Genomic DNA, 25,985 nt, shown 5'->3' on the forward strand with positions numbered 1-25,985 from the left:
CCTCCGTTTATAATAGGTATCTTAAACGATACGTTTGAATTTTTTTTCAATCTCTGTCTTACTCATGGCAATGATGGTTGGCCTTCCGTGAGGACAGTTATATGGATTTTCCAGTGTCAGAAGTTCATCGATCAGCTTGTCGGCTTCCTGGGAGGACATGGAATGATTGCCTTTTACAGCAGCTTTGCAGGCCATGGTCGCAAGTCTTGCGGTAAAAAGTTCAAAGGCATCTTTGGAACCGTCTGCGTTAAGATGGTCCAGCATTTCCAGAAACAGTTCTTCCTCTGTCATCCCCAGAAGACTGGATGGAACCGCACTGATGCTGTACTCTCTTCCGCCAAAAGGCTCGATCTCAAAACCAAAATCCCGGAAATACTTTTCGTTTGCTTTCAGAAGGTTTTCTTCCTCAAGGCTGAGTGAAACGATCAGCGGCGGGCTTACATACTGGGACTGGATGTTCTGAGACTGAAACAGCTTTACGAACCGCTCATAATATACTTTTTCATGGGCCGCATGCTGATCAATGATATAAAAATTATCCTCAAACTGTACCAGCCAGTAGGTATCAAACAGCTGTCCGATCAGTCTGTGGCGGCTTCTGGATTCAGGAGCAAGAAGCCGTTCTTCGAACAGTTCCAGCTGTTTTGGCGGTTCCTGTTCCAGGGATTTGATCGGCTCGCTGTTTATCTCAGGAGATGTCGATTCGGCAGGTTTTTCAGATATCACTTCTGGATCAGCTGTTTCTACAGCGGAAGTCTCTTTTTTTCCGTCCTTCAGTGTGCCGGAAAACATTTCCTCTTCTTCTTTTGTAAAGGGCTGAGATCTATATACGGGATTTTCCCGCAGAGAACCCATATGCCTGTATTTATCTGTAAAAGAATCTGAAGAACTGTGAGCTGTTTCAGCTGAGCCATAGGAGGCTGTACTATTTGTCAACTTATTATAAGGTATCGATGAAACCGGCGATGTACGTACTTCAGAAACTGTCGGTGCAATATGGGAAGCTATATTCGCCGTCCGGTTCTGGTGTCCGTACATCTCCTGCCGTCTTTTTACCTCGAAAGGTTCCGGAACATTTCCTGGCTTCATCTGCTCGTTGTGAGATGTCGGTTCGTCTTTTCCCACAGATACCTGCGGGATTAGTTCTCTGTGAGTCAGTACCTTACGAACAGTTTCATAGATAGCCGTATAAACTTCGGTTTCTCTGGCAAAACGCACTTCTCTTTTTGCCGGATGTACATTAACGTCCAGGTCATTACCATCCATTTCGATCCGAAGTGAGACAAATGGAAATTTATGCTGCATGACCAGTCCTTTATACCCATCCTCAATAGCCTTGGTAATGATCTTGTTTTTTACATACCGGCCATTGATATAATAATTCTCAAAAGTGCGGTTTCCTCTGGAAATCTCCGGTTTTCCCACAAAGCCTTCGATCTTCATAAAATCATTTTCATAGGAGACTTCCAGAAGTGCTTTGGCGATCTCCCGTCCGTAAACGCTGTAGATCACATCCTTTACGCTGTAATTTCCGGAACTGGAAAGTTTCACCTGACGATTCTGGATATATTTAAAGGAAATTTCCGGATGGGAAAGCGCCAGCTGTTCCATCAGCGTATTGATGTAACCGGCTTCTGTCATGTCGGATTTCAGAAATTTGCTTCTTGCAGGTGTGTTGTAAAAAAGGTTCCGGATCAGGAAGGTGGTTCCCTCCGGTGCGCCCATCTCCTCCAAAGACTGTTCTTTTCCACCTTCGATCACATAGCGGGTACCGCTGATGGCAGAAGGAGTTTTTGTGATCAGTTCTACCTGGGAAACTGCGGCAATACTGGAAAGAGCCTCGCCACGAAAGCCCAGGGAGGCAATATGTGTCAGGTCTTCCACTTTTTCAATCTTGCTTGTAGCATGACGTAGAAAAGCAAGGGGAACCTGTTCTGCTTCCATTCCGGAGCCGTTATCTGTGATACGGATCAGCTTTTTTCCACCATCTGTGATCTCTACTGTGATGGCGGTAGCTCCTGCGTCAATAGCATTTTCCACAAGTTCTTTTACAACAGAAGAAGGCCGCTCCACAACTTCACCTGCTGCAATCTTATCAATGGTATTCTGGTCTAAAACTGCAATTTTTCTCAAGGTATCACCACCGGTTCTTTATTTTGTTCTGCAGATTATAGAGAATATTCAGGGCCTCCATTGGAGTCAGGTTGCCAATCTCCAGGCCTTTGATCTCTTCGATGATATCATTATCCTGCACCGTGTCAAACAGTGACATCTGTGCCATATCTACCTGATCATAGGTGATTTTCTGCTTTTTCTTTGGAGCGGTCAGATCTTTTACAGCTGCGGTGATATCTGCATCACTGAGCTCCTCTACCAGTTCCTTGGCACGCTGGATCACGGAATCCGGAACTCCGGCAAGCTTGGCTACCTGGATACCATAGCTTTTATCTGCTCCGCCTTTTACGATCTTACGCAGGAATACGATATCGTCGCCTTTTTCCTTGACAGCGATACAGTAGTTGTTGACACCGGAAAGCTTGCCTTCCAGTTCGGTAAGCTCATGATAATGGGTCGCAAATAAGGTCTTGGCGCCGCAGAGTTTGGTGTTGCTGATGTGTTCGATCACTGCCCAGGCAATGGAAAGGCCGTCAAAGGTACTGGTTCCACGTCCGATCTCATCCAGGATCAGAAGACTTCGGGAAGTGGCATTACGAAGAATGTTGGCAACCTCTGTCATCTCCACCATAAAGGTACTCTGTCCGCTTGCAAGGTCATCGGATGCTCCCACACGGGTGAAGATCCGGTCAACCACACCGATATTCGCACTGTCCGCAGGAACAAAGCTTCCGATCTGTGCCATCAGTACGATCAGGGCTGTCTGGCGCATGTATGTGGATTTTCCGGCCATGTTCGGTCCTGTGATAATGGAGATACGTTTTTTGTGGTTGTCAAGATACGTATCATTTGGAATGAACATATCGTTTTCGATCATTTGTTCCACAACCGGGTGGCGTCCATTTCGGATATCAATGAGGCCGGTCTCATTGATCTTGGGCCGGACGAAATTATTCCTCTGGGCAACCAGTGCAAGAGAAGCGAAAACATCCAGTGCAGCCACTGCTTTTGCAGTGCGCTGGATACGGACAACTTCCGCTCCAACCTGATCACGGATACTGGAAAACAGTTCAAATTCCAGCGCATAAAGCTTATCCTCAGCTCCAAGGATCAGATCTTCCAGATCTTTCAGTTCCTGAGTGATATAACGCTCTGCATTGGTAAGGGTCTGTTTGCGGATATAATCCTCCGGCACAAGATCTTTGAAAGTATTGGTAACTTCCAGAGAATAACCAAATACACGATTGTACTTGATCTTCAGGCTTTTGATACCGGTACGTTCCCTCTCTCTTGCCTCCAGCTCAGAAAGCCATTTCTTTCCATCTGTCCGGGAACGGCGGAATTTATCTACATCTTCATTATATCCTTCCCGGATAATGCCACCGTCTTTCTGGGCAAGAGGCGGATCATCGGTGATAGAGTTCCGGATCAGCGAGGTAATGTCTGTCAGAGGATCCATATCTTCGTTGATCTTAGTAAGCAGTGGAGATTTGAATTCTGCCAGGACCTGTTTTATATAAGGAAGCATTTCCAGAGAAGAGGCAAAAGAAACCAGATCTCTTGGGTTGGCAGATTTGTAGCTGATACGGCTTATCAGACGTTCCAGATCGTAGATCGGATTTAAGTATTCCCGGATCTCATCACGATCCATAGGTTTTGCGTTCAGTTCTTCCAGGGCACCAAGTCTCTTTTCGATTTCCTCTGCATCGATCAGAGGCTGCTCCACATAAGAACGAAGGGTTCTTGCACCCATGGCAGTTTTGGTTTTATCCAGAACCCAGAGAAGAGAACCTCTTTTCTGCTTTTCGCGCATGGTTTCCACAAGCTCCAGGTTACGACGGCTGGAGCTGTCGATGAGCATATATTTTTCAGCAGAGTAAGGGCGGATGCTTGCCATATGGGAAAGTGCTGTTTTCTGTGTTTCCTTCAGATACAGGAACAGTGCACCGGAAGCAATGATCCCGCTATCATAATCTCCGATCCCGAGACCTTCCAGATTTCCGACGTGAAAATGCTCTTTCAGGGTTTTCTGGCACAGCTGGTCGTCAAAGTACCAGGGATCCAGAGCAAATACACAGATCCCAAGACGCCCCTTCAGATCCGCTACATCCACACCGCTTAAAAGAAAGGCGTCGTTGCAGATGATCTCGGCAGGTGTGAATTTATTGATCTCATCCAGAAGCTTCTGTGGTTTATCCAGTTCTGTGAGAAAACAGTCACCGGTTGTGATATCTGCAATTGCACAGCCAAAATGATCTCCAATGGAGACAATGGACATCAGATAATTGTTTTTTGACTCGTCCAGTGACATGGTATCCAGAGTAGTTCCCGGTGTGACAATGCGGACAACCTCTCGTTTAACAAGACCCTTGGCTTTTTTCGGATCTTCTACCTGTTCGCAGATGGCAACCTTATAGCCCTTTTCGATCAGCCGGTTGATATAAGTTTCCGCAGCATGAAAAGGAACGCCACACATGGGCGCTCTCTCTTCCAGTCCGCAGTCTTTTCCTGTAAGTGTGATCTCCAGTTCCTTGGATGCAGTCAGCGCATCATCAAAGAACATTTCATAAAAATCGCCCAGACGGTAAAAAAGGATACAGTCGCTGTATTCTTCTTTGGTCTTTACGTATTCTTTCATCATCGGTGATAATGTACTGGTATCAGCCGGAAACCCAGTGTTTATGCGGGTTGCGGATGCCTCATATTCTTTTTTGACCCACTTTTGACCCATTTTTTTTTCTTCTTCAGTGTTTCTTGCTTTTTCCAAATATTTAAACCTCTTCCTAAATTGTCATTTTATCAGTAAAATTAGCTTTCTTTTCCATACTTTTCTTCATAATTTCTTATCGTGGTTGCTTTAAGATTTCGAACCTTATAAAGTTCCATCCATTTCTCATACCATTTTGAAACGGACATACTCGAATCAAAGCCTGGAATACCTGGGAGAACTTCCGCCAAATACATGTTTCTTTGCTTTTTCACCTGCTGAAGATTTGTTCCATAGATAGAAAAAGGCGGTTGCCAGATTCCTTAATTGTGATTCTGGCTTCTTACCGCCCATCTTTTCTTTGTCGGATTCCCTTACCTATTTCTTTTCCTCTTAGATTTTTTCCATAACATTACCATCCTTTTTCTAATAACAATAGATGATCATGCATGGCACTGGACTTAATTTTAACACAACCCCAAAAACCTTTCAAGACTGCCAATCTATCCATTTCTGAAATTTTTTCTTATCAATCAGGGTTCTTCGCCCAATTCGTACCATGAAGGTATTATTCTTCATAAGAGTTCTCATGGTTTTCTCTGAAAGACCTGTGCGTTCACAGGCTTCCTTGACTGATATAAGAATCTTATCGTTATCTGCTGCTTGTATTTTTTATGTATCATATATATTACAGCCAATATCTGAAGGCAGATGATATTGGCTGTTCCTCTCTTCGATAAAATTATTCTTTTGTCATCTGATTTTAATTTCTATTTTTCCTTCCACTGGGCTATATAAATCCAGAGGATCTTCATCACTTTCATAAACACGTCCTACGCCTTCTCCGTAAGTATCTTCTGTTCCAGTTTCATATTTTTTATATGTTGTTCTGTTTTTTTCTTCTTTATTTACATATAATTCTAATGTCACCGTTTTAGCATCTGGAGAAATTCCTTTATATTTTGTATTATTTCTGCTTTCTTCAAACACAGTCTCTGTGTCTCCATAATTTGTCATTCTATAAAGCCCCTGATTTCCTTTATCGTCGGTTCCTAGTAAATAATAATCTTCATATTCTTTATTATCCAAATTTCCATAAATTGTACTTGCCAAATCGTTTAAGCTCATTTTTGAAATCGTCAGATTTTGATTTGGAGATATCTTTATTTTTTTATTCACATTTACATTTATTGTATTCTTCTCCAGTTCTTCCCAATTTGATGAAAATTCAAAAATATAGTCATCCGTATCTTCTGTATCTGCAGTATCCATTTCTGTTGGATCAAATAACCATACTTTCATTTTTATATCTGCTGTATTATCTTTAATAGTTGTATCTTCCAACCTATAATGACAAACCTGACCATCTGTTCCGTTCTCCTTTTTCTCCAGAGCATATGTTCCATCTAACTGTGCCGCTTTTCCATTTATCTCCACTTCTGTTAGTAGAATAGTCTCCTTTTCTTTTGAAGCATTTATATTATCAGATATTGCCACCCATAAATTCTCCTTATCAGCAGCAATTTCATCTAACGTAATAGAAACTCCATTTTTAGTAATCGTTTTTCCAACACTATCTATATATGATTCTACATTTTCATTAATCCCCAATGCAGTTTGAATCCACGAAGTAATCTGTTCCCAGGCCGCCTTTATCTCATGCGGATGTCCCAAGCCTCCTATCAATAATGCTATTACAACTCCTGCTGCTGCAATTTTTGCTAATTTTAATTTCAAATTAACATTTCGCTTTTCCCATGGCAAGGAAGCTTCATAAACAAATTTTTCATCTATTTCTCCCATCAGATCCAAAAAATTGTTTTCTTTTTTCATATGATTTCTTTCACCTCTTCCCATAATTTGTTTCTGCTTCGAAAAAGGCTGGATTTAATTTTAGTCTCAGAGCATCCATGTCTTTTTGCAATGTCTTTAATATTATCCATATACCAATATCGCCTGACAAAAATATCCCTGTCCCCTGCTTTTAAATCACTTAAAAATTTTTCTAAAATATTCAAAATTTCCTTTTTCTTTATATCCTCTTCCACATAATCCTTTATTGTACTTTCCAGTTTTTCCACTTCACCACAAATATCCATCATATGTGTATCTGCTCTTTTTGAAGCATTTTTCTTTCTGAAATTATCCAATGCCAAATTTCTGGTTATTTTTCCAAGAAATGCAGATAATTTTGTTGGCGTTTTGGGCGGAATCTTATTCCACGTTATCAGCCACGTATCATTTACGCATTCTTCTGAATCTTCTGTGTTATATAAAATATTCCATGCAATCTTAAAGCAAAATTTTTCGTACTTTACTTCTACCTGGCGAATTGCATCTTCTGATCTTTTTAAAAATAAATTTATAATATGTATATCTTCCATATCACATTTCTCCCTTGTATATTAGTGCTTTTATGCAGATAGGCTATTTGCAGTGTGCCATATTAATGTTGTCTATTATATATAACGTATTTTTTTCTGTTTGGTTGCACTTTTTTTATAAATTTTTTTGTTACCATAATTCCATTATCACTATAACATATTATCTAATCATTCTTCTCTCCCTGGTCAACTATTAATATCGTAATCTGCTTCTGCAAATAAAGCTACATGCCAAAAATGAAAAAAAGGAGCTGCCATTCAATGTGCATTCATGAACGGCAGCTCCTGTTTAAATCATTTTTATTTAACAACTACTTTTACTTTTTTGCAACTATTTCCAGATTTCACTGTGATATAGGCTGTTCCCTTTTTCTTTCCAGTGATCACACCACTGGAACTTACCGTTGCGATCTTCTTATTTGAAGAACTGTAGGTAACTTTCTCCTGGGAAGTGATCGGGCTGATGACCGGTTTCAGCGTAAGTTTTTTATTTCTTGCAACGGTCACGCTTGATTTCATTCCGGTGATCTTTGTTGTTCTTACCGTTGTTTTTTGCACAGTAACGGAAATGACCTGTTTCTTGCCGCTGGCCAGTGTAATGGTCACTTTGATTATTATTTGAATTCCAGCCCTCAGCCTTTTCATTGACAGAGGGCTAATTTTGGCTTAGCAATTATTGAGCATCCCTTAACTGATCTACAATGCTGCATTTCGCTGCGTTATCATACATCATGCAGGGAATCAGCCACCCCAGCAGAAGAAATACTGGAATTGTCAGCAGGACAGGCAGAATGGTAAACCGATACTCAAAGAACCAGAACATACTGCCCAGCATTTTCCCCGCAAGAGGTCCCACCGCCAGCGACAGAATAAAGGCCGCCGCTACGGAAGACATTGCGTAAAACAATCCCTCGTAGATCAGCATGGTTTTGAGCTGCCGGTTTGTCATTCCTACAGCCTGAAGCACAGCAAATTCACGGCGGCGGGAAAGAATACCGGTCATCATGGCGTTGAAGAAATTTAAGAGTCCCACCAGCCCGATGATAGCACAGAGGATACCACCGATCAGAAGGAACATCTGCCGGAATTGAGCAAACTCAGAGCGAGCCGTGGCCTTGCTTTCATACATCAAGGGCGAAAACTCACCGGCAGTGAGCTTCGATAGATATTGCTCTGCTTCGGCCTCGTCAACTTCGTCCGCTGTGTCGAACAGGTAGAGCATCGGAATGGCTGCACCACCGCTGTCCCTCTGTGCGGTATCCACAGACAAAACCGCCTCATATCCAATACCATCATAACGATAACTCATGGAAAACGGAAGCTCTACCAAGGCGCAGACCGTGTACTCTACATCTCTGGCTCCACACAGTTTTTCCTGAAGGTACTCCTCCGGTGTATCTTCGGTGCAGAGTTCCCCGGTGCGGCTGTCGATATATTTCACATCGTCCGCATAGGTAGCTGTGATCGTGTCTCCCACCTTGGGGTAGTATTCAGGATTGGGCAGATTACCGTAGTCATCTAAGGAAACCGCAATGGCAATAGCGTTATTGTTTGGCTCCAGCATAGGAGAAATATCTCCGTCGAATACTTGCAGCTTGTCAAACAGGCTGTTATCCAAAGCCTCAATTCTGGTCTTTCCCATCACCATATTGCCCCGGTGCTCCATGCGGCTCATATGGCTGTCCACCTGCTCAGCACTTTCGAACAATGCATAGTCCTGCCGCAGAGCATCCTCCGTCATCCACAGATATGCGGGTTTTCGCACAGCATATCCCGTGCCGGAAAGACTGGCCTTTGTGTTTGCTGCGATCTCTCCGATCTGTTCTGGCGTGATGAATTCATCTGCCGGGTTGTAGCGGAAATAGTCGGGCGTGCTGACGATAAAATCGGCGCAGGTCATGCTGGACACATACTTCTCCATGCTGAAGCCTCCCACAAAGGCACACAGCGCATTGAACAGTGTCACCGACAGTGCCAGAGACAACACCACCAGCACCGTCTTTTTCTTATTTCGTCCCAGATTGGCAAAGGCCATCTGATGGAGCTTGGCCCCCCGGGTGCTGCGCTGTTTTTTCTTAGTCTGCATTGCATCTGTATATTTGATAGCCTCCACTGGAGAGACCTTGGCTGCCATTTTTCCAGGCTTGGAACAGGACAAGAGCACCGTCAACAGGGCAAACAGCATGGAACCAAGGAAGATCACAGGCGAAGTGCTGATGGTGGTGATGCCTGCATCCAACTTGGTGGAGCGCAAGACAATAGGCATCAGAACAGCACCGATGCCGTAGCCCAGTAGCAGCCCCGCCGGAATGCCGATCAGACAAAGCAGAAGTGCCTGCTGGCGAATGATGCGTTTGAGCTGCCGGGGCGTTGTGCCAATGGTTTTCAGAAGTCCGTAAAACCGGATATCCCCTGCAACAGAGATCTGAAAAATGTTATAGATGATAAGATACCCCGTGAAAATCACCAGCAACAAAAAAGCTGCTATGGCAATTATCAGCTCTGGATCGAGCTGCGACTCCAGCTGAGATGAGGTATATCCCCAATTGACGCCGATTCGGACGCTGTTGGGATCAGTATAGCTGTCCCATGTGTAACCAAGATCGGTATCCACCTGCTCCATCTGCCCTTGAATGTTTGTGCCGGAAGCCAGCATGACATTCAAATCGGTGCGGAAAGGCTGTAACCCTGTTTTCACTGCCTGCGCTTCGATGTCATCTGCGTAATCACGGCTGATGTTGATGTAGTGAACAGGCATTAGTTCATCATAGTCCCAATAGCCTACTAGCGTAAAGGTATCTGTTACAGTAGAACCGGTTTGATCTTTGTCCATGATGGAATAGGAAACCGTGACCTCGGCACCCAGTTCCGGTGTCACACCAAGCAGCTGCAACGCTGTCGTATCCATAGCCACCTCTTTGCCGCTTTCGGGCATCCGTCCGATAGTAGGGGTGGCATAGCTCCATTTAGTGCAGTTGGCATCCATGTAGCTGATCTCTGCCGGTATTTTGGCAAAGACCCCCTCCGCAGTGATACCGATTACCTTCCGTACCCCCGTAGCCTTCACCTTTGGGTGGGCAGCGATACGTTCCGCCTGCTCGGGGGAAACATCCTTAAAGGTGCCATGCGCATAGCCGCCTACCTGCCGAAACTGGTAGGTTTCATAACTGGCGTTCAATGACAGGACAATGGTGAACATGGAAGTAAATAACAGCGTGGTCAGCGCAATAGCAAAAATTGCAATCAGATTGCGGCGACGGTTCGCATAAAGAGATTTTAAGCTGAGCTTTCGAATACATTTTCTGTTTTTGACATTCATCGTAGCCACCTCCCGTTAGTTCTCGGAGACGATCCGACCATCTTCGATACGGATAATGCGGTCTGCCATCTGCGCAATTTCTTCGTTGTGAGTGATCATTACGATTGTCTGGGCGAATTTTTGACTTGTGACTTTCAAAAGACTCAATACATCCTGGCTGGTTTTGGAATCCAGATTACCTGTCGGTTCATCTGCCAGAATGATAGCGGGCGCTGCCGCCAAAGCACGGGCGATTGCCACACGCTGCTGCTGACCGCCTGAGAGCTGATTTGGCAGCGCATCCAAGCGGTCGCTCAGTCCAAGCGTCTGCACGATCTGCTGCACAAAATTCTTGTTTACCTTTCCACCATCCAGTTCAATTGGTAGAATGATATTTTCATATACATTCAGCACCGGAACAAGATTGTAGCTCTGAAATACAAAGCCGATTTTCCTGCGGCGGAAGATGGTCAGCGCTTCCTCCTTCAGGGAGAAAATATCCTGTCCGTCCACCATGACCGTACCGCTTGTAGGGCGATCCAGCCCGCCCAGCATGTGCAGCAACGTGGATTTTCCCTATCCTGTCAAGTAATATCCAAAAAAAATATTGAATTTACACAAAAAGAAAGACTGCCTATTTCAGCAATCTTTCATAATAGTTTGAGTTAATCAGAATTACTCGTCTTTTAAAACAATTTTCTTCTCCACTCGATATTTAACCCCATCTTGAAAAACATAATTGTATTCCAGCTTCTGAATATCAAACCAGTCCGTAAAATATGTCAATTTAGGATAAGTATCCCATAAATATTCATCTATATAATCATATCCATCAGAACTGTACTCCATGTTTGGCCCACAAAAAAATACATAACTTTTTCCTCTCCCTACACTGCTATTAAAACATATTCCGTCATATCCTAGGCTTCTTATATATTCTGCTATAACCTGAGTTGCTACATATTCATAGGAATGATCTTCTTTTTTATCATCCACTGGAGAGGTTATCTCTTTAATAAATGCATCAAGAAAATTATTTATCCAACGTAAATCATGATCATATTCTTCGCTGAATATACTTTTGGTAGTAACAAAAGCAACTTGAGAAAAATCAATAATTGTCAATTCTTCTTTTAATACATATTCAGCAACCATTACTGTTGCATCTTTATATCGACATTCTTTATATGCCGTTTCTCTATCTGATGCAACATATAGATATGAAATACCTGCTGGACTCATTCTATTTGTTGTTGCATATTTAGGGGGTGCAGGAGCCATTTCTTTGTAAACCCCTGCATAATCCAGATCATGTAATTTCTCATCGTTCAATTTCCTTGCTCGATAATAAATCGTTCCTGCTTTTATAACAGTATCATATTCTAAAATATATGGTACTAATTCTTTTAAATAATCTCTTCTCTGGCAATCCTTATCTATATCAAAGAATCTATTATAGTATTTTGTAATATACTTGAAAAATTCCCATGTATAATACATTTTTGTTGCCTCAAGGCCATATAAATCATCTTTAAGTACCAAATTACAATTATCTATATCTTCAAATACATCTGATTCCCCTTGCTTTTTTTCTTCAAAACTTAACCCTGAATCTGAAAATATATCTTCCAATATAGTCGTATCTATAACAGCCTCGTTTAAAACATTTTCTTCTTCTACTAAAATATCTCTGATTGAATAAGGAGCTACACTCCTTCCTGTCCGATTGCAATATTGTTTCTCTTCTGAGTCCCAATACGCCCCTGTACCATTTTCTATATCTTCATACGCTTTTTTTAAACACTCTCGGATATAGGCTCCTATTTCTCCTGTAGAAATAATGTTTACTCCATTGGAATTACAATAATCACATTTTCCTACATTCCTCTCCGATAAGATATATTCTTTTAAATACTTATTAGAAAAACATTTTTCACAGCAATACCTCATATCGTTCCCCCGATATTCTTATAAATTTTATTTATATCTTATCAAATATTACTAATCATCACAATCTTATTTATTTCTACTATCCTTGTTCTCAATCTACCGCTGTTTCTGTTGCATTTGAAAGACAAATTTTCCTTTAATATCCTGTCCCTGCATTTCCATCTTTTTTATAAAGATGTGCTGCTGGCTGTCAGTTTCATATTGAATTGCCACACCAAGACCCTTCTTCATAAATGCGGCAACTCCCATATCTACAAAAACCTCCTGCCCTTCTTTCTTCTGAAAACTGATTTTAGGAAAAACCCCTGATAATTTTTCCATAACATACCGTTCCATTTTTTCCAAGCTCTCAAATGGCATAGCCTGTATCCTTTGTAATATCTCCTGCAAACGTTCCTCTCTCATAACACATTTGCAATGATCTACACCAAACACCATAGCAAGGCTGTATCCACAATCCCAGGATACATGTATCTGTCCGCCATCATCTACAAACTGTACAGTTCCTAAATCACCGGGGCTCAGTTTTACATACGGATCAGCTTCCATATCTTCCAACTCTACCCGACACCCCGGTGGGTACATATTTCTTAACACAATTCTTTCCGCATTACTTATCACTGTTTTCTTCCTTTCTCCAATCCGGCTACCGTCCCAAAGACTTCTCTGGAACATTTCCCTCCAACAAATACTCTCTTTCTTTATTCCATTCCAGCACCTTTTCCATAGCAGCTTCCAATTGGTCTTCTGTCGGTTCTCTTGTATAGGTTCTATATTCCTGAAAATATTCTTCCAAGGTGTTCTGCTGTATCTCCAGTTCCTCTTTATCATAGCAATCCGGCTCTTCCAGATCCTTCAACTCCTGCAAGATTTCCCAGCATTCCAAAACACTGTCTATCTCCCGCATTTCAAGCAGATAAGATAAAAATGTTTCCTCTGGCATAATACTGAAATAGCACCGGTCAAACCATTGCTCAATATACATGCGTTCATCAGAACCATTGGTATGTGTACCACAAATCAAATCTGCAACAAAGTTTTCAAACAGTTCACCGATTGACAGCCCAACTTTTCCAGACTTCCTACAGAGTTCTTCTACTTCGTCTTGATATAACCTGATAGAAATGGTCCGCTGCAGGCTTTTTTCATAGGGCTCTATATCCTCCCCTGCCTCACAAAAATGCAGATGGGTATCCATATAAATGTCTTCCATATCGCAAAATCTCCGGCTCATTGCTACATAGTCTTTATTTTTCAAATCCCACTCCAGCCGGTAATGATGTTCTCTTGCGTGTTCTTCTAAGTCTTTTCTTATGATGTTTCTGGTCGCTTCCGGCAGTTCTGCAATAAAAATGCTTGTATCCGGAACCGCCAATACTCTTTCTTTTACCACATTTGTCCTCCCTGTTTGTAAGCATTCCTTGCCACTGGCTGATTCCCCAGTACATCCATATAGAGGATAATTCCCTGCGGGTCCAGATGTACGGTAATAAATTTCTGTATTTCCTGTAACAGATCATGATCAGAAAACCCAGCCTGACAGCCTATAAAATTCCTGATTTTTTCTACAATATCCTGTTTCCGGAACTCTTGCAATACCAGAATCGGAATCGTGTGCTGACCTCCCATAGCATCATAGGGCAACGCTTTCCGCAATTCTTCCAAGAGATACCTGTAATAATCAACTACCACCTGGTCTGTTTTCCACGCTTTTTCCTTACAATCCCGGAGTAAAAAATCATACTCTTTTTTTGCCTGTTCCATTTCTTTCAGAATTTCTACTGCTTCCACAGAACAATATCCTTTCTCTTCTATCAGTTCCATCAATTCTTCCATAGAATATGTTTCAAGATACATGGCTCTTCCCCCATCTTCTTTGCCAAATTTTCTCCTAATACAAAGAAGAGGAAGACACCGTAGCGTTTTCCTCCTCTTTTATGAAATCTTCTTCTCTACTGGAATCCAAGACAATAAGCTCTCCCGGTTCTTTCTTATCCTATTGCTTCCAGAAATTCGTCCCTGTATTTCCATACAATTTCAATATGTTCCGGATCATAAAAATTTATGACTTCAATCAGCTCATGCAGAACTTCATAAGACAGCTCTTCCAATCCCTTATATTTTACAAAAAGTTGCAGTCCCTCTGATTTCTCCTTTTGTTTTTTCTCCTCCCCTTTTAAAATTCTTGCTTCTATCTCCTGTATCTTTTGCTGATAAACTGCTGTCTTCTCCATACAGGTTTGTTTTCGTGCCAGGTAATCTTTCAAAGAAATCTGTTCTTCTGCATATTGTTCATACAGTTCCATTTTCTCCTGTTTACGAAGCGCCAGCTTCTTTTCATATTGCTTTTTCCGATATCGGAGTTTCGGAATATTCAAAGTCTGATTGGCTTTCTTTAACTGCTTTATGGTATCCTCTGCAAGGGCTACCTGCTGTCTTATCATAATTAGCACCAGTTCTTCCAACTCTTTCTGCTTATATTTCTTTGGATAACAGGAAGCATTGGGGGCTGTCGTAACACTTTTACAATAAATCGGCTTTTCTTTGTATTCTGTCCGTATCCGCATTTTCCGACCACAATGTCCGCAACGGATCAAACCTGAAAAAATATTCTCAGAAGACGGTGTCCGCCCATAATATTTTCTGTCCTTCTGTACCATGTCCTGGATCTTCTGAAGCTCCTGCTCCGTTACAATCGCTTCGTGTCCTCCTTTTACGCAAATCCAATCCTCTCTTGAAATATATCGGTACTCTCTTTTTGACGGAACCCTGGTTTCTGTTTTCCCTCTTACCGTCAGTCCTGCATAAACCGGATTAAACAAAATCAGCTTTACTAAATTTCCGTCCCAGAATTTCACAGATTTCTTTGCTTCCGGCGCCCAGCCTTTCCTTTGAAGGTATACGGTAGGTGTTTCAACTTCTTTTTTATTCAGGTCCCTGGCAATGTCTGCATAGGTCTTTCCTTCCAACCTTTGGTCGAAAATCCCCCTTACAACGGAAGCTGCCTCCATATCCAGATGAAGTTTTGTATGAACACCGTCATGGAAGCAATATCCGTATGTTGGGATTGAACCATGATATTGTCCCATTTCAGCCTGTTTCCTCATAACTTTTTTGATATTGTTGGAACAAATCTGGGGATAAATCCCATTGATCAGGTTCTTAAATTTAATCTCCGTATCCTTTCTTTCGGAAGGTTTCTGGCTGCTGTCATAAAAATCATTGATTGAAATGAAACGCACCCCAAGGAACGGAAATATTTTTTCGATATAGTTTTGTGTTTCTATGGTATCCCTTCCCAGGCGGCTCAAATCTTTGACAATGATACAGATCCGTTTTCTCCTGGTAATCAGCCCCATCATGCGCTTAAATTCCGGGCGGTCAAACGTTGTACCGCTGTAACCGTCATCTACAAAGAAGAAAAACTTTGCCCCTGCAAACTCCGGCTGGTTTTCTACAAAGTGCTGAATTAAAAGCCTTTGATTTTTAATGCTGTTGCTTTCCTCCATTTTTTCTTTATCATCTCTGGAAAGACGCAGATAAGCAAAAACAAAATCACACTGCATACGGAAGACCTCCTTCCATATTGTCTAGTTCTTTTTCCAGCTCCTTTTCAAATAAATCCCCAAACCAGAACACGATTTCCACATAGTCTTTGGAATATACCGTAATCTTTTCAATAAAGCGGTCCGCAATTCCTTTCTCTATCTTCTGAAATCTTTGGTACTTTAGAAGTTCCTCTGTCCAATCCATTCTTGCCTTCACCTGATCTAACAGGTGCTGTCCACGAAGCTGTATCTGCTTCATATTCTGCCTGGCTGCTTGCTGTTCTTCCTGATAGATTGATTTAATCTCCTGATATTCCTTGCAGTCCAACAGCCCGGTAGCATAATGCTCAAACAAGGTTTCCAGTTTTCTTCCATATTTCTCATACTTCTGTCTGGCATTTTTTATTTTTTCTGCTACCTCCTGCTCCAGCTTTTGATAAAACTCTGCACCATAGGTTTTCTTACTTTCTACAGCAAGCTGGATCTGGTAGCGGAGTGCTGCCTTGACTGCCTGATTGATGTAGATTTCATTCACCGTCCGGAAACATTCCGTATGATCTGTAAGGGAAAAGGAAGGGCATTTATAAACCATATATTTGTGTTTCTCATTACCTCCGCTCCTGCTTCTTCCAAGACGTCTTCCGCAATGCCCGCAGAAAATCCTTCCCTTAAAAGGGCCATCTGCCCCCTGTTTTTCTTTTGGGTTTGCAGCCCAGTTATCCAACGTATCTTTCCAGCGTTCCTTTGCAATTTCCTGTGCTTTCTCATAAATCGCCCGTTCCACAACTGCTTCCCAGGCATTTTCACACACTTCCCACTGCTCTTTTGGTATCATCTGAAGGGGAATATTCTGCGCAAGCATCTGTTTTGTTTTCCCATAAACAGCAGCACCTATATAAACGGGGTTCTGTAAAATCTTCCTGATACCGTCTGATCTCCATAACCGCCTTTTTTCCGGCTCCTTTCCCTGTTTCCTTTTCTGGTAGCTGTCCTCCGGTCCTAATACCTTTTTACCATTCAGTTCCCTTGCTATATCATAGCTTGACATTTCTTCAAACACATACCAGTAAAAAATCTGCCGGATTATTTCTGCTTCCTCTGGTTCCGGCACCAGCTTCTTACTGTTTTCCTCTGCTCTTTGGTATCCATAAGGAGGTCTGGAACCCCAAAACTCTCCCCGTTCCCTGGACAGCCGGTGCGCCTGTACCAGTTTCTCTGAAACTTCCCTGGCATAATAATCATTCATAAAGTGTTTCAAAATATTGGTGGTCCTGTTTTCTACACAAGCTGGGTTTGCGCTGTCATATTCGTCCATAACGGAAATAAACCGGATATTTAAGGTTGGGAAAATCACATCAATCAAATCTACAGCATCTAAGGCGTCCCTTCCAAACCGGGCAAAATCCTTTACAATGATGCAGTCAACCTTTTTATTTGCCACATCTTCCATCAACTCTTCAAATGCGTCCCTTTGGAACGTTGTACCTGTCACACCATTATCCGCATAGACTTTTACCACCAGCATTTCCGGGTGTTTCTTTGCGTAGTCTTCACAGATCTGTTTTTGGATATAAATGGAATCTCTTCTGCCATGCCCTCCGTCCTTTTCGGAAAGCCTTACATAAATATAGGTTCTCAGATACTTAACTTCCGGCTTACTGTTTTGTCTTTTCTGTCCTCTTTTGCTTACCTTAGGCACTTGCTTCCGCCCCCTTTCCTTTCAGGAAGGCTTCCACACGCTGATCCGGCTTTGCCCTGTTTACTGTTTCCAGCAGTCCCAATACCTTTTCAAATTCATCTTCAAACCAAAAATGAATGATAATGCGCTTCTGCTCATATACCTCAATCCGTTTGACCAGATTTACCAGCATTAAGCGGTCCACTTCCGTCCGGTCCCGGTATTCCAGAAAATATTCCAGCCACTCCTGCTGTTTTTCAAGGGTTTCCTGCAAGTTTCGGATTTCCCTTTGCTGGCACTCCATTGCCTGCCGGATTTCCTCTAAAGACTGGTCATACTTTGCTTTGAAGGTTTCAAATTCTGTCCGGTCCAGGATTTCTTCTGCAAAACTGTCATACAGTTTTACTTTAATGTTTAAAATTCTCTGGCTCTCCTTTTCCAGCATCTCCAGTTTTTTGTCTTCTTCCAAAAGCCGCTGTCTTGGGATTGAGGCAGTTTTTACATACGCCAGTATCTCCTTCAACTCCACCAGAACAGAAATATAATGCAGGATTGCTTCTGTCACAGCCCCTACCAGTTTTTTCTCACTGATACTATGGGAACTGCACTGCTTTTCATAAAGGGACGTCGAACATACATAATAGTGGTGGACTTTATCTGGGCTTTTCAGTACCATGCTTTCTTTACAGTCCCCACATTTTACCAGGCCTGAAAGAAGCGCCAGCCCCTTTGCACCCCTCATGGTATCCATTTTCATCAGGTTACCTACCACTTCATATTGGTGTCTGTTGATAACCGGCTCAAAGGCATTTTCATACCGTATCCACTCAGCTTCCTCTTTGTGGATCACAACCTTTACTTTATGGTTTGGCGTTGTGGTTTTTCCCTGTATCAACACTCCGGTGTAGCGTTCATCAAGAAGGATACGGCGCACCATAGTTGGCATCCAGATCGGTTTTTCCGTCAGACGGAACCCTGTCTTTAATTTCTGTTTTAAATATACCTGCTTATACCGAAGGGGCGTCAAGATCCCACGCCGGTTTAATTCTTCGGATATATCCGTTAGGCTGCAGCCCTGCATTTTCATGTGGTAAATATCCCGTACAACCGAAGCTGCCACTTCGTCCATAACTAGCTTATGTTTATCCTCTTCGGATTTCAGATAACCATAAAAAGCAAAAGGCGCTACACACTGCCCGGCTGTCATTTTGACATACAAATGAGAACGCACACTTTTGGAAGTATCCGCAGGATAAAGGTCATTGATTAAACTTTTAAATCTCAGGGTAAGGAAATCACGATTTGGCGTGAGGCTGTCATAATTGTCATTGACAAGGATCAGGCGCACACCCATTTTCGGCAGGATACGTTCCACATACTGTAAAACACCGGAAAAGTCCCTTCCATAACGGGAAAGGTCTTTGACAATAATACAGTCTGCTTCCCCCTCTTCCAGCATACGCAGCATTTCCTGAAAACCGGGGCGGTTAAAGTTTGTGCCGGTATATCCATCATCTACACATTCTTTTACCACCTGAATTTCAGGGTGGCTCTTTAAGAAGCTATGGATTAGTATCCTCTGGTTTGATATGCTGTCGCTTTCCCTGTTATCACCATCTTCGTCAGAAAGGCGTAGGTAAACAACCGCACGATAGATTTTTTTAAGTATTTGATTCTTCATTGTATTCGCTCCTATCATTTAGATTCGTCAGCCGATTCCCTAAATGATAGAGGCTACTGGGTCCTTGCCATCATCCTACCATAGTCCAGAAGGTTTGTCCACCCTGTAATCTGCCAACAATCCGCTTTCTTCCCTATCCCTGTCGTAGCTTTACCATTTCATCTGCACAAGGCTTTGCATGGCTTCCTCTATGGTACGGTTGGTAGAAGCAAACCCAATCTTTATGGTGATCCCTTTATATTTCAGAAAATAAGGGTTCTTTCCGGACTCCAGGATTTCCCGGACCTTCTCCGGTTTGCTTTTTTTTACATCAATCTTCAGTTTCTCTACATCTTGTATCTCTTTCGGGTCAATGTCCTCAAACGTCATTTCCCGCATCTTCAGCAGTTCTTCCCGCGAGAACATTATATCCCTTCCCTGGTACAGCAACTGCACAGATACGCATCTAAGTCCTGCTCAAATTGTTCCTGTTTCTCCCAGGTGTGCATTAAATATTGTTTCAGTCTGGCATAATCTAAAATCCCATAACCGATACAGTCTATCTGCACCTGGAAAGCCTGGAGCAGTTCCATAGTCTGTAAAATTTCCTCCGGACAATAGGATAACCTGCTAAGCCCGGATACCACAATCACGTCAATCATGCCTTTTCCTGCAAGCACTGCCAGCCTCTGCCAGTTTTCTTTTTCTATGGAATTACCACACCCTACACCTTCCAGGATCGTAACTACATGGTATGTCTGCTGTTCACAGTAATGCAGGCTTTTTTCTTTTTCATAATACAAAAGCCCGGCACAGGGAATGGGAATATCCAGATACACTGCTGCACGCTGGGGAATATTCCTATTTTCTATCTCTTCTTTTCCTTTGCAGATCCATGTAGGAAACAGCATTCCTCCATGAAAGATCTCTTTATCTTCTGAAAACAGTTTCTGTAACCTCTCTCTCTTCATTGCTCTGCCTCCTCTTTCTTTTGCTCCTGTTTTCATTCCAGGACTATGAGGAAACCTGTTGTTTCCCCATAGCCCTAAAATGAACCTGTTTCACACACCATACCGGCAGGGCTTTCCCTGCCAGCATGATTTTTTTATTTTCTCACCCCGGTGTGAACGGGAGCATGTAGAACCGGCCCGGCTGGCCGCCTGACACCCTGCAGCCCCCTTTCCCGCTGCAGCATGTCCCAGACGCTACCCTGGTTGCAGTGTTTTTATGCAAAGGTATCATTATCATCCGGCTTTCAGGCTGCCTGCCACCAACAGCCTATGTCTGGGCGCTGCTCACACTTTTCCTTCATCTTCTACGATTCCTTGTTTGATCCGCTTCTTTTCTGCCTTACCTGCTGCCACTGCGGACAAATGTATCTTCGCACAGCTCATGACCCTGCATCACACAAAATAGAATGTGCCGAAATGTTTTGTGTCCTTTAAGATATTTCTATATTTTAGCGTCAGAAATGACACGTTTGTTTCAAAAAAATATCACCATACCGATATTCAGTTTTCAAGGTTCTCTCCGGCTGAAAACATCAGCCTGCCAAAAGACACCATAACCCTGATGTGTTTTGGCAGACTGTTTTCTGTCTGCATTTCTCTTTATTTCTTTAACCGGATAATCATATCTGCCCAGAATTCTGTGTATGCCTGCCGCATTAACTCCAGAAGCCGGGCTTCGGTAATTCCTGTAATTACATTTTCTTCTTTCTTTTCCGGTTTTGGTTCCTGTACTTCCAGTGCTTCTTCCCGTATTTTCATCGTAAGCATGGATAAGGAAGGGGAATTGGCACAGTTAATAAAACCGATATAATGGTTCACCACATCATAATCACCTCTGCAGCTTCGGACAATATCAAACGCATGACGGATTGCCCGTTCTACCCTCTGTCCTGTCGTGCCATGTTGCTGGGCCACCTTAAAATACAGATATGTCGTTTTAATCTTGCTGTCTTCTTCCAGAAGCAAAACACCGTCTACGATATAACCAAATCCTTTTACATTGGCAGGCATTCCCATTTTAAATAATACTGCTTCCACCTTTTCTCTTGATAACATTTCCCTTTTCCTCCTCTATCTGTATTCTCACTTCCTGCTGTCTTGCTGATATTTCTTTAGCCCTTTCTTAATTCCCTCTATGGAATAAATCAAAAGGCTAGTTTCCCTTTCATCACAATCCTGTACCAGATACCAGATTTTTTCTTTCAGCATCATATCTTTTTTCGCTGTCCCCATGTGTATAAAGTGTTCTTTTATGGGAATATCCATAGCTTCCAACAGCCGGATATAGGTTTTCATACCCATAGCTCTGGCATGTGTTTCGATTTTGGCCAGATGGGATACAGAAATATCCGCTTTCTCTGCAAGCTGCTCCTGAGTCAGTCCCCTGGATTCCCGCAAGGCTTTTATAGCATCTGCTACAATATAAAGTTCATTCTGCATTCTTTTATCTCCTCGTTGATTACACGCTCTATTATAATTACAAATCCTTTCCCTGGTAATGGACTATGGAGGCAAGATTTTCCAGTTTCATTACCATTTCTTTCCTTTTTTGGTTTTAGAGATTTATTATATCTGAACGAGTTGAAAACGATTTTTGCACCATTTACGAAAAAGCACTGCATTATCTCTTCATTTAGACATAAAAAAGGAGAGAACGTCACATATCGACTCCTCTCCAATAGCTTCTATTCATCTAAGATATTTGCCAATACATAGGCTTACTTGTTTTTTTCTTTCCAGGAACCTCCGTATCTCTTTCACACTATCTAATATGGGAATGGACGGGGCAGACGGGCTGCATACTGGATCTTGACTGGACATTTCCAGTGCGTTAATAAATGCTTCTGCCTTTTTGGGGTCTTCAATCACAAGCTCTGTAAGGATACTTGATGTAGCCATATAGAAAGAACCTCTTTTCTATCTTAAAAAATTCTTTCGTAAGAAGATCCTGCAGTATTTTCTATACGCCAAGACCTGTACTCTCCATTTTTATTTATGTAATAAAGTTTGATCCAGCATGTTTTTAATTTCATCTGGAAGACCGTCTATCGTTGCATTTTCATCTAAAAACAGTAAATTTGTATATTTTTTCGCATCATTCGGCGCTGAAAAAATATGAGTTACTGTATATGCTGTTCTACTTTTAGAAAAGCAATCTTCATCTCGCAGCGATTCTACTACAAAGCAATCGCCCTTTTGCTGCCCCTTATCATCATACTCTTTATTTAAGCATAGAGTAAAATTAAGATCTGTTGTGCCAAACTTATAAGTTCTCGTGTCTGTAACAATCTCTTCCAGCATAAATCCTTCTGAGCCAGCCAGCATTGCAATCTGTCCGATATGCTTAATCTTACGCTTACACAATGAAAAAGGGTGCTGCGGTGTAAAAAATATCTGCGAAGCCTGAAGCATCTTTTTTGCTGCATAACTATAAAACTTTTTTGCTGAAAGGTTCGTGGCCACACCTGTCAAGTGCCTAAAATTGGCAGCTTTATAAAGCACCTCAATATATCTGCCTTCAAATACATATAGAAATCTTTTACCTACTAAATGCTTCCTATACAGATCAGCAGCCACTTTAATCTCCTGTACAATTTTCTCTCTATCCTGTTGTTTTCCCATCTATCTTTTCCCAATCATCACTATAGTATAAAAAAACAGCACTGGACAACTTTTTTGTTATCCAGCGCCCATAATCTTAAAAAGCGGTTTTATGCTGGCTGTCAGCCGCGACATCCTTCCGAATGTCTAAAATGTCGCCGGTATCATTGAGTCCCCGGCGCGGACTCACCGTATCTCCCTGGTGTGGGCGTAATACCCTTCCGAGTATCAAATAGTCCCAGTAATTACCCTGCCCGGGCACAGTACAGCTTTTACGTGCCGCTACACGAAACCTTTTGGCTTAATTATATTATATGCGATACCCTAAGAAATATCAATAGTTTCCACAAAAAATTGATTGGTTGTATCTTATTATAACCCGTTACTTACCGTTTCAATAAACGCTCCCTAGAAGCTGTATCCAATACTATTTTATGAAAATCCAGCATTGCGTGCTCTTGCATCAGTTTCTCACCAAGTTTCACAAGAGGATTGGTTTCCCATTCCGAATCAATTCCTGTTTGATGATAGTATCTTGCATAAGCAAATCCCTCAGCTACCGCATCTGAATTTTCAAATATTCCCACTATTGCATCTGTAAACTGTACAATGATTGAGCTCCCAAAAATCCCCTGCAATTCTTCCGCATTCGCATCATCATATTTCTCTACATCAAAAGACAAAGAGAAATCATACGTATTCTCTTTTCCGTCTTCTGTTTCATAAGAAATTGTTCCAAAAATATCTCCCTTGCCAGACGGAAGTTCGATTGACTCTGAAAGCTCTAATTCATATTCAATGTTATTGAACACTGTCGTTGCTTCAAACATTTGTGATATACAGGCACCTTCTTTTTCATAAATATCTTTCTGTAAAAAGGAAATAGGATTATACTCCATATTTTCCCATATCTGTTTTCCCTCCACTGTCCGTTTACACAAGGAATCTAAAAGCAACATCATTGTTTCCTGATCTATTTCTTCATATACGTTCATAGTCAGCCTCCTTTTTCTTTGGATAGTCCACAAAAGCTCTGTAAGAGTTTATCTCAATTTCTAGTTACAACGTGATATTTAGTCAAAGGACGTATGTACGCACTTTCTTATAGTTGTCAATATTATATGGCGTATCTCCCAAAAATTCAATCAGAATATAAAAACTTTTACTCACACTATCCTGCCTTTACATCTTTTTTAGTCTATACCCTACATTGATCAATGTTTCTATAATATCATGCCCCATCTTTTTTCGTATCTTCCATACTACGTGTTCCACTGTTTTGTACGGAATCTGATCATCATAATAATTACTCTCCCAGACCGAACAATAGATATTCTTCTTTGGGATAACCCAATTTGGTCTTTGGGCTAAAAGATACAGAACTTCAAATTCTCGCGGTGACAAATTTATCTCTCTTTTTTTATAAAACACATTATAGGACATAGGATCTAATTGCAATTCCCCATTTCCCAATATCACATCTGACTTATATTCTGGAAAAACATTTCTCATTTTTCTTCCTCTATTACACTATTGTTTTCTATAATAACTTCAATTAACTTTCAACAAAGTTTTCATATCTCCCACAGCTTGAATATTTAGCACTTCTACGCCAGGGTCAATTTTTCTAATCAAATTTGTCAATGTTGATCCCGGACCTACTTCAATAAACAAATCTACCCCTTGTCTTATCATTTCTTTTATACTCTGTTGCCATTTCACAGAAGAAACAATTTGCTCAGAAAGTAACGATTTAATATCACAACTATAATTAATATATTTTGCATTAACATTTGATACATAGGGAATGATAAAATTATTAATTTGTACATCTTTCAAACTAATTTCAAGTTTCTTTTTAGCCGTTTCTAATAATGGCGAATGAAATGGTCCACTAACATTTAACGGTAAAACCATCTTTGCTCCTTTTTTTTGAAATATTTCATACGATGCTTCCACTACAGCCTTTTCCCCTGTTACGACTATCTGTCCGGGACAATTATAATTAGCAATGTATATATTACCATTCATCTGATTACAAATTGCCACCACCTCTCTTTCAGAAAGGCCAATAACCGCAGCCATTGCACCGCCTGTCGGGAAAGCCTCTTGCATATATTTTCCTCTTTTTTTGACTAATAAAAATAAGTCTTTTATATCAATCACATTTGATGCTGCCAATGCAGTATACTCACCTAAGCTTAACCCAGCATTAACATTTGAAGTGACACCCATTCCATATACACATTCTAAAATTGCTAATGACGTAGTAAAAATTGCAATTTGTGTATATTTTGTTTCATGAATTCTACTGTCAGAACTATCAAAACAGATTTTTTTTACATCTATATTACAAATTTCAGATGCATAATCATAAATTTGTTTTGCTTTTTCATATTGATTATAAAAATCTTTTCCCATACCAGAATATTGTGCACCTTGTCCCGGAAAAACAAATGCAATATTTTTTGCCATAACGAACCTCCTATACTCTTATGTATAAAAACTCTCGTATTGCTTCATCTACAATACAAGAGTTTTTATTATTCCATATTTACCAATCCCTCTTATCAATAGTACTTATTGCAAAATATGTTCCGAATTAAAATAATCTGTGATCTTTTGTAAAATGGGATTTACTTTTTTTGAAATGTCGGAATAAATTTTTTCTACTTCATTTTGATAATTATCACATACGTCAAATTCTTCAATATATGTAAATTTTGTTCCCTGATTATCTTTTTCTAAAACATAGATAACAACTAAATATTTAAATGGTCCCATTGGTTCTTTACGCTGTGTAATAATTACATTTTTTTCTGGTATAAATACCCTTTCAGATTCCCAATACCCAACATTCTTTACTTCTATACCATATCTGATGATTCTTGGTTTTTTAAAAATAATTTTTGTACATACATTTGCAGACGAATTCATTTCTTGAATAAAGCTATACTCAGACATTCTTTTAAATATCTCTTTTGTTGTACCTTTTAAAATTATCTCCTTTTTTATTACAGGCACTCTCCATAAC

The 25,985-nt window shown here is 41.2% G+C and carries 23 protein-coding genes and 2 pseudogenes; all 25 read right to left on the reverse strand.

Annotated features, from left to right (window positions below; translation table 11 throughout):
* Positions 1 to 21: 21 nt before the first annotated feature.
* The 25 genes and pseudogenes from mutL to DW694_RS06350 all read right to left on the reverse strand — a co-directional run bounded on the left by mutL (position 22) and on the right by DW694_RS06350 (position 25,975).
* Positions 22 to 2,133, reverse strand: coding sequence for a DNA mismatch repair endonuclease MutL (gene mutL / locus DW694_RS06225; protein ID WP_118752713.1), 2,112 nt, complete (start codon positions 2,131 to 2,133; stop codon positions 22 to 24).
* A gap of 4 nt (positions 2,134 to 2,137) precedes the next feature.
* Positions 2,138 to 4,756, reverse strand: a complete 2,619-nt coding sequence (gene mutS, locus DW694_RS06230) for a DNA mismatch repair protein MutS (protein ID WP_118063913.1) — start codon at positions 4,754 to 4,756, stop codon at positions 2,138 to 2,140.
* Between the two features lie 555 nt (positions 4,757 to 5,311).
* Positions 5,312 to 5,491: a helix-turn-helix domain-containing protein gene (locus DW694_RS17415; protein ID WP_118069997.1), complete on the reverse strand. Its 180-nt coding sequence runs from the start codon at positions 5,489 to 5,491 to the stop codon at positions 5,312 to 5,314.
* Between the two features lie 84 nt (positions 5,492 to 5,575).
* On the reverse strand, positions 5,576 to 6,679 hold the full coding sequence (locus DW694_RS06240; RefSeq protein ID WP_118069995.1) for a DUF4179 domain-containing protein: 1,104 nt from the start codon (positions 6,677 to 6,679) through the stop codon (positions 5,576 to 5,578).
* Positions 6,652 to 7,206 (reverse strand): sigma-70 family RNA polymerase sigma factor, encoded by a 555-nt coding sequence (locus DW694_RS06245; protein ID WP_118070529.1) that lies wholly within the window; start codon positions 7,204 to 7,206, stop codon positions 6,652 to 6,654. The genes DW694_RS06240 and DW694_RS06245 overlap by 28 nt, the downstream gene beginning before the upstream one ends.
* 300 nt (positions 7,207 to 7,506) lie before the next feature.
* The gene (locus DW694_RS17175) at positions 7,507 to 7,812 is read right to left on the reverse strand and encodes an Ig-like domain-containing protein (RefSeq protein WP_242997103.1); all 306 of its coding nucleotides are present in this window, start codon (positions 7,810 to 7,812) and stop codon (positions 7,507 to 7,509) included.
* A 67-nt stretch (positions 7,813 to 7,879) separates the two neighbouring features.
* A complete protein-coding gene (locus DW694_RS06255) occupies positions 7,880 to 10,525 on the reverse strand; it encodes an ABC transporter permease (RefSeq protein WP_118069993.1) in 2,646 nt (881 codons plus the stop codon).
* 15 nt (positions 10,526 to 10,540) lie between these two features.
* Positions 10,541 to 11,089, reverse strand: a pseudogene (locus DW694_RS06260) (ATP-binding cassette domain-containing protein); the annotation flags it as partial.
* 90 nt (positions 11,090 to 11,179) lie between these two features.
* On the reverse strand, positions 11,180 to 12,454 hold the full coding sequence (locus tag DW694_RS06265) for an RES domain-containing protein (protein WP_055172460.1): 1,275 nt from the start codon (positions 12,452 to 12,454) through the stop codon (positions 11,180 to 11,182).
* Between the two features lie 405 nt (positions 12,455 to 12,859).
* A pseudogene (locus DW694_RS17180) lies at positions 12,860 to 13,129 on the reverse strand (DUF4314 domain-containing protein); the annotation flags it as partial.
* Complete coding sequence (locus DW694_RS06275) at positions 13,101 to 13,847, reverse strand: hypothetical protein (RefSeq protein WP_118752714.1); 747 nt, start codon at positions 13,845 to 13,847, stop codon at positions 13,101 to 13,103. The pseudogene DW694_RS17180 and the gene DW694_RS06275, both read right to left, overlap by 29 nt.
* Complete coding sequence (locus DW694_RS06280; protein WP_117467675.1) at positions 13,841 to 14,311, reverse strand: hypothetical protein; 471 nt, start codon at positions 14,309 to 14,311, stop codon at positions 13,841 to 13,843. Before DW694_RS06280 ends, DW694_RS06275 begins: the two co-directional genes overlap by 7 nt.
* A gap of 134 nt (positions 14,312 to 14,445) precedes the next feature.
* A complete protein-coding gene (locus tag DW694_RS06285; RefSeq protein WP_118752715.1) occupies positions 14,446 to 16,020 on the reverse strand; it encodes a recombinase family protein in 1,575 nt (524 codons plus the stop codon).
* Positions 16,010 to 17,701 (reverse strand): recombinase family protein, encoded by a 1,692-nt coding sequence (locus DW694_RS06290; RefSeq protein ID WP_117689896.1) that lies wholly within the window; start codon positions 17,699 to 17,701, stop codon positions 16,010 to 16,012. Before DW694_RS06290 ends, DW694_RS06285 begins: the two co-directional genes overlap by 11 nt.
* Positions 17,694 to 19,361: a recombinase family protein gene (locus tag DW694_RS06295; protein WP_182465479.1), complete on the reverse strand. Its 1,668-nt coding sequence runs from the start codon at positions 19,359 to 19,361 to the stop codon at positions 17,694 to 17,696. The genes DW694_RS06290 and DW694_RS06295 overlap by 8 nt, the downstream gene beginning before the upstream one ends.
* 150 nt (positions 19,362 to 19,511) lie before the next feature.
* Entirely contained in the window at positions 19,512 to 19,766 is a 255-nt protein-coding gene (locus DW694_RS06300; RefSeq protein WP_055172445.1) for a DUF6870 family protein, read from the reverse strand.
* Positions 19,766 to 20,311: a recombinase family protein gene (locus DW694_RS06305; RefSeq protein WP_182439023.1), complete on the reverse strand. Its 546-nt coding sequence runs from the start codon at positions 20,309 to 20,311 to the stop codon at positions 19,766 to 19,768. Before DW694_RS06305 ends, DW694_RS06300 begins: the two co-directional genes overlap by 1 nt.
* A 639-nt stretch (positions 20,312 to 20,950) precedes the next feature.
* Complete coding sequence (locus DW694_RS06310; protein WP_117843860.1) at positions 20,951 to 21,406, reverse strand: sporulation initiation factor Spo0A C-terminal domain-containing protein; 456 nt, start codon at positions 21,404 to 21,406, stop codon at positions 20,951 to 20,953.
* Between the two features lie 27 nt (positions 21,407 to 21,433).
* Positions 21,434 to 21,790 carry a helix-turn-helix transcriptional regulator gene (locus tag DW694_RS06315; RefSeq protein WP_117467681.1) on the reverse strand — a complete coding sequence of 119 codons (357 nt, stop codon included), beginning with the start codon at positions 21,788 to 21,790 and terminating at the stop codon, positions 21,434 to 21,436.
* Between the two features lie 249 nt (positions 21,791 to 22,039).
* Positions 22,040 to 22,249, reverse strand: a complete 210-nt coding sequence (locus DW694_RS06325; protein WP_117467683.1) for a hypothetical protein — start codon at positions 22,247 to 22,249, stop codon at positions 22,040 to 22,042.
* A gap of 90 nt (positions 22,250 to 22,339) precedes the next feature.
* The gene (locus DW694_RS06330; RefSeq protein ID WP_055056046.1) at positions 22,340 to 22,972 is read right to left on the reverse strand and encodes a PBECR4 domain-containing protein; all 633 of its coding nucleotides are present in this window, start codon (positions 22,970 to 22,972) and stop codon (positions 22,340 to 22,342) included.
* Between the two features lie 365 nt (positions 22,973 to 23,337).
* Positions 23,338 to 23,946, reverse strand: a complete 609-nt coding sequence (locus DW694_RS06335; protein WP_117467684.1) for a hypothetical protein — start codon at positions 23,944 to 23,946, stop codon at positions 23,338 to 23,340.
* A gap of 187 nt (positions 23,947 to 24,133) precedes the next feature.
* Positions 24,134 to 24,463, reverse strand: a complete 330-nt coding sequence (locus tag DW694_RS06340) for a winged helix-turn-helix domain-containing protein (RefSeq protein ID WP_117983069.1) — start codon at positions 24,461 to 24,463, stop codon at positions 24,134 to 24,136.
* Positions 24,464 to 24,502: 39 nt separating this feature from the next.
* Entirely contained in the window at positions 24,503 to 25,426 is a 924-nt protein-coding gene (fabD, locus tag DW694_RS06345; protein WP_118752717.1) for an ACP S-malonyltransferase, read from the reverse strand.
* A gap of 105 nt (positions 25,427 to 25,531) precedes the next feature.
* On the reverse strand, positions 25,532 to 25,975 hold the full coding sequence (locus DW694_RS06350; protein ID WP_072448109.1) for a hypothetical protein: 444 nt from the start codon (positions 25,973 to 25,975) through the stop codon (positions 25,532 to 25,534).
* Positions 25,976 to 25,985 lie beyond the last annotated feature (10 nt).

Source organism: Ruminococcus sp. AM26-12LB, assembly GCF_003480785.1.
Lineage (GTDB): Bacteria > Bacillota > Clostridia > Lachnospirales > Lachnospiraceae > Blautia_A > Blautia_A fusiformis.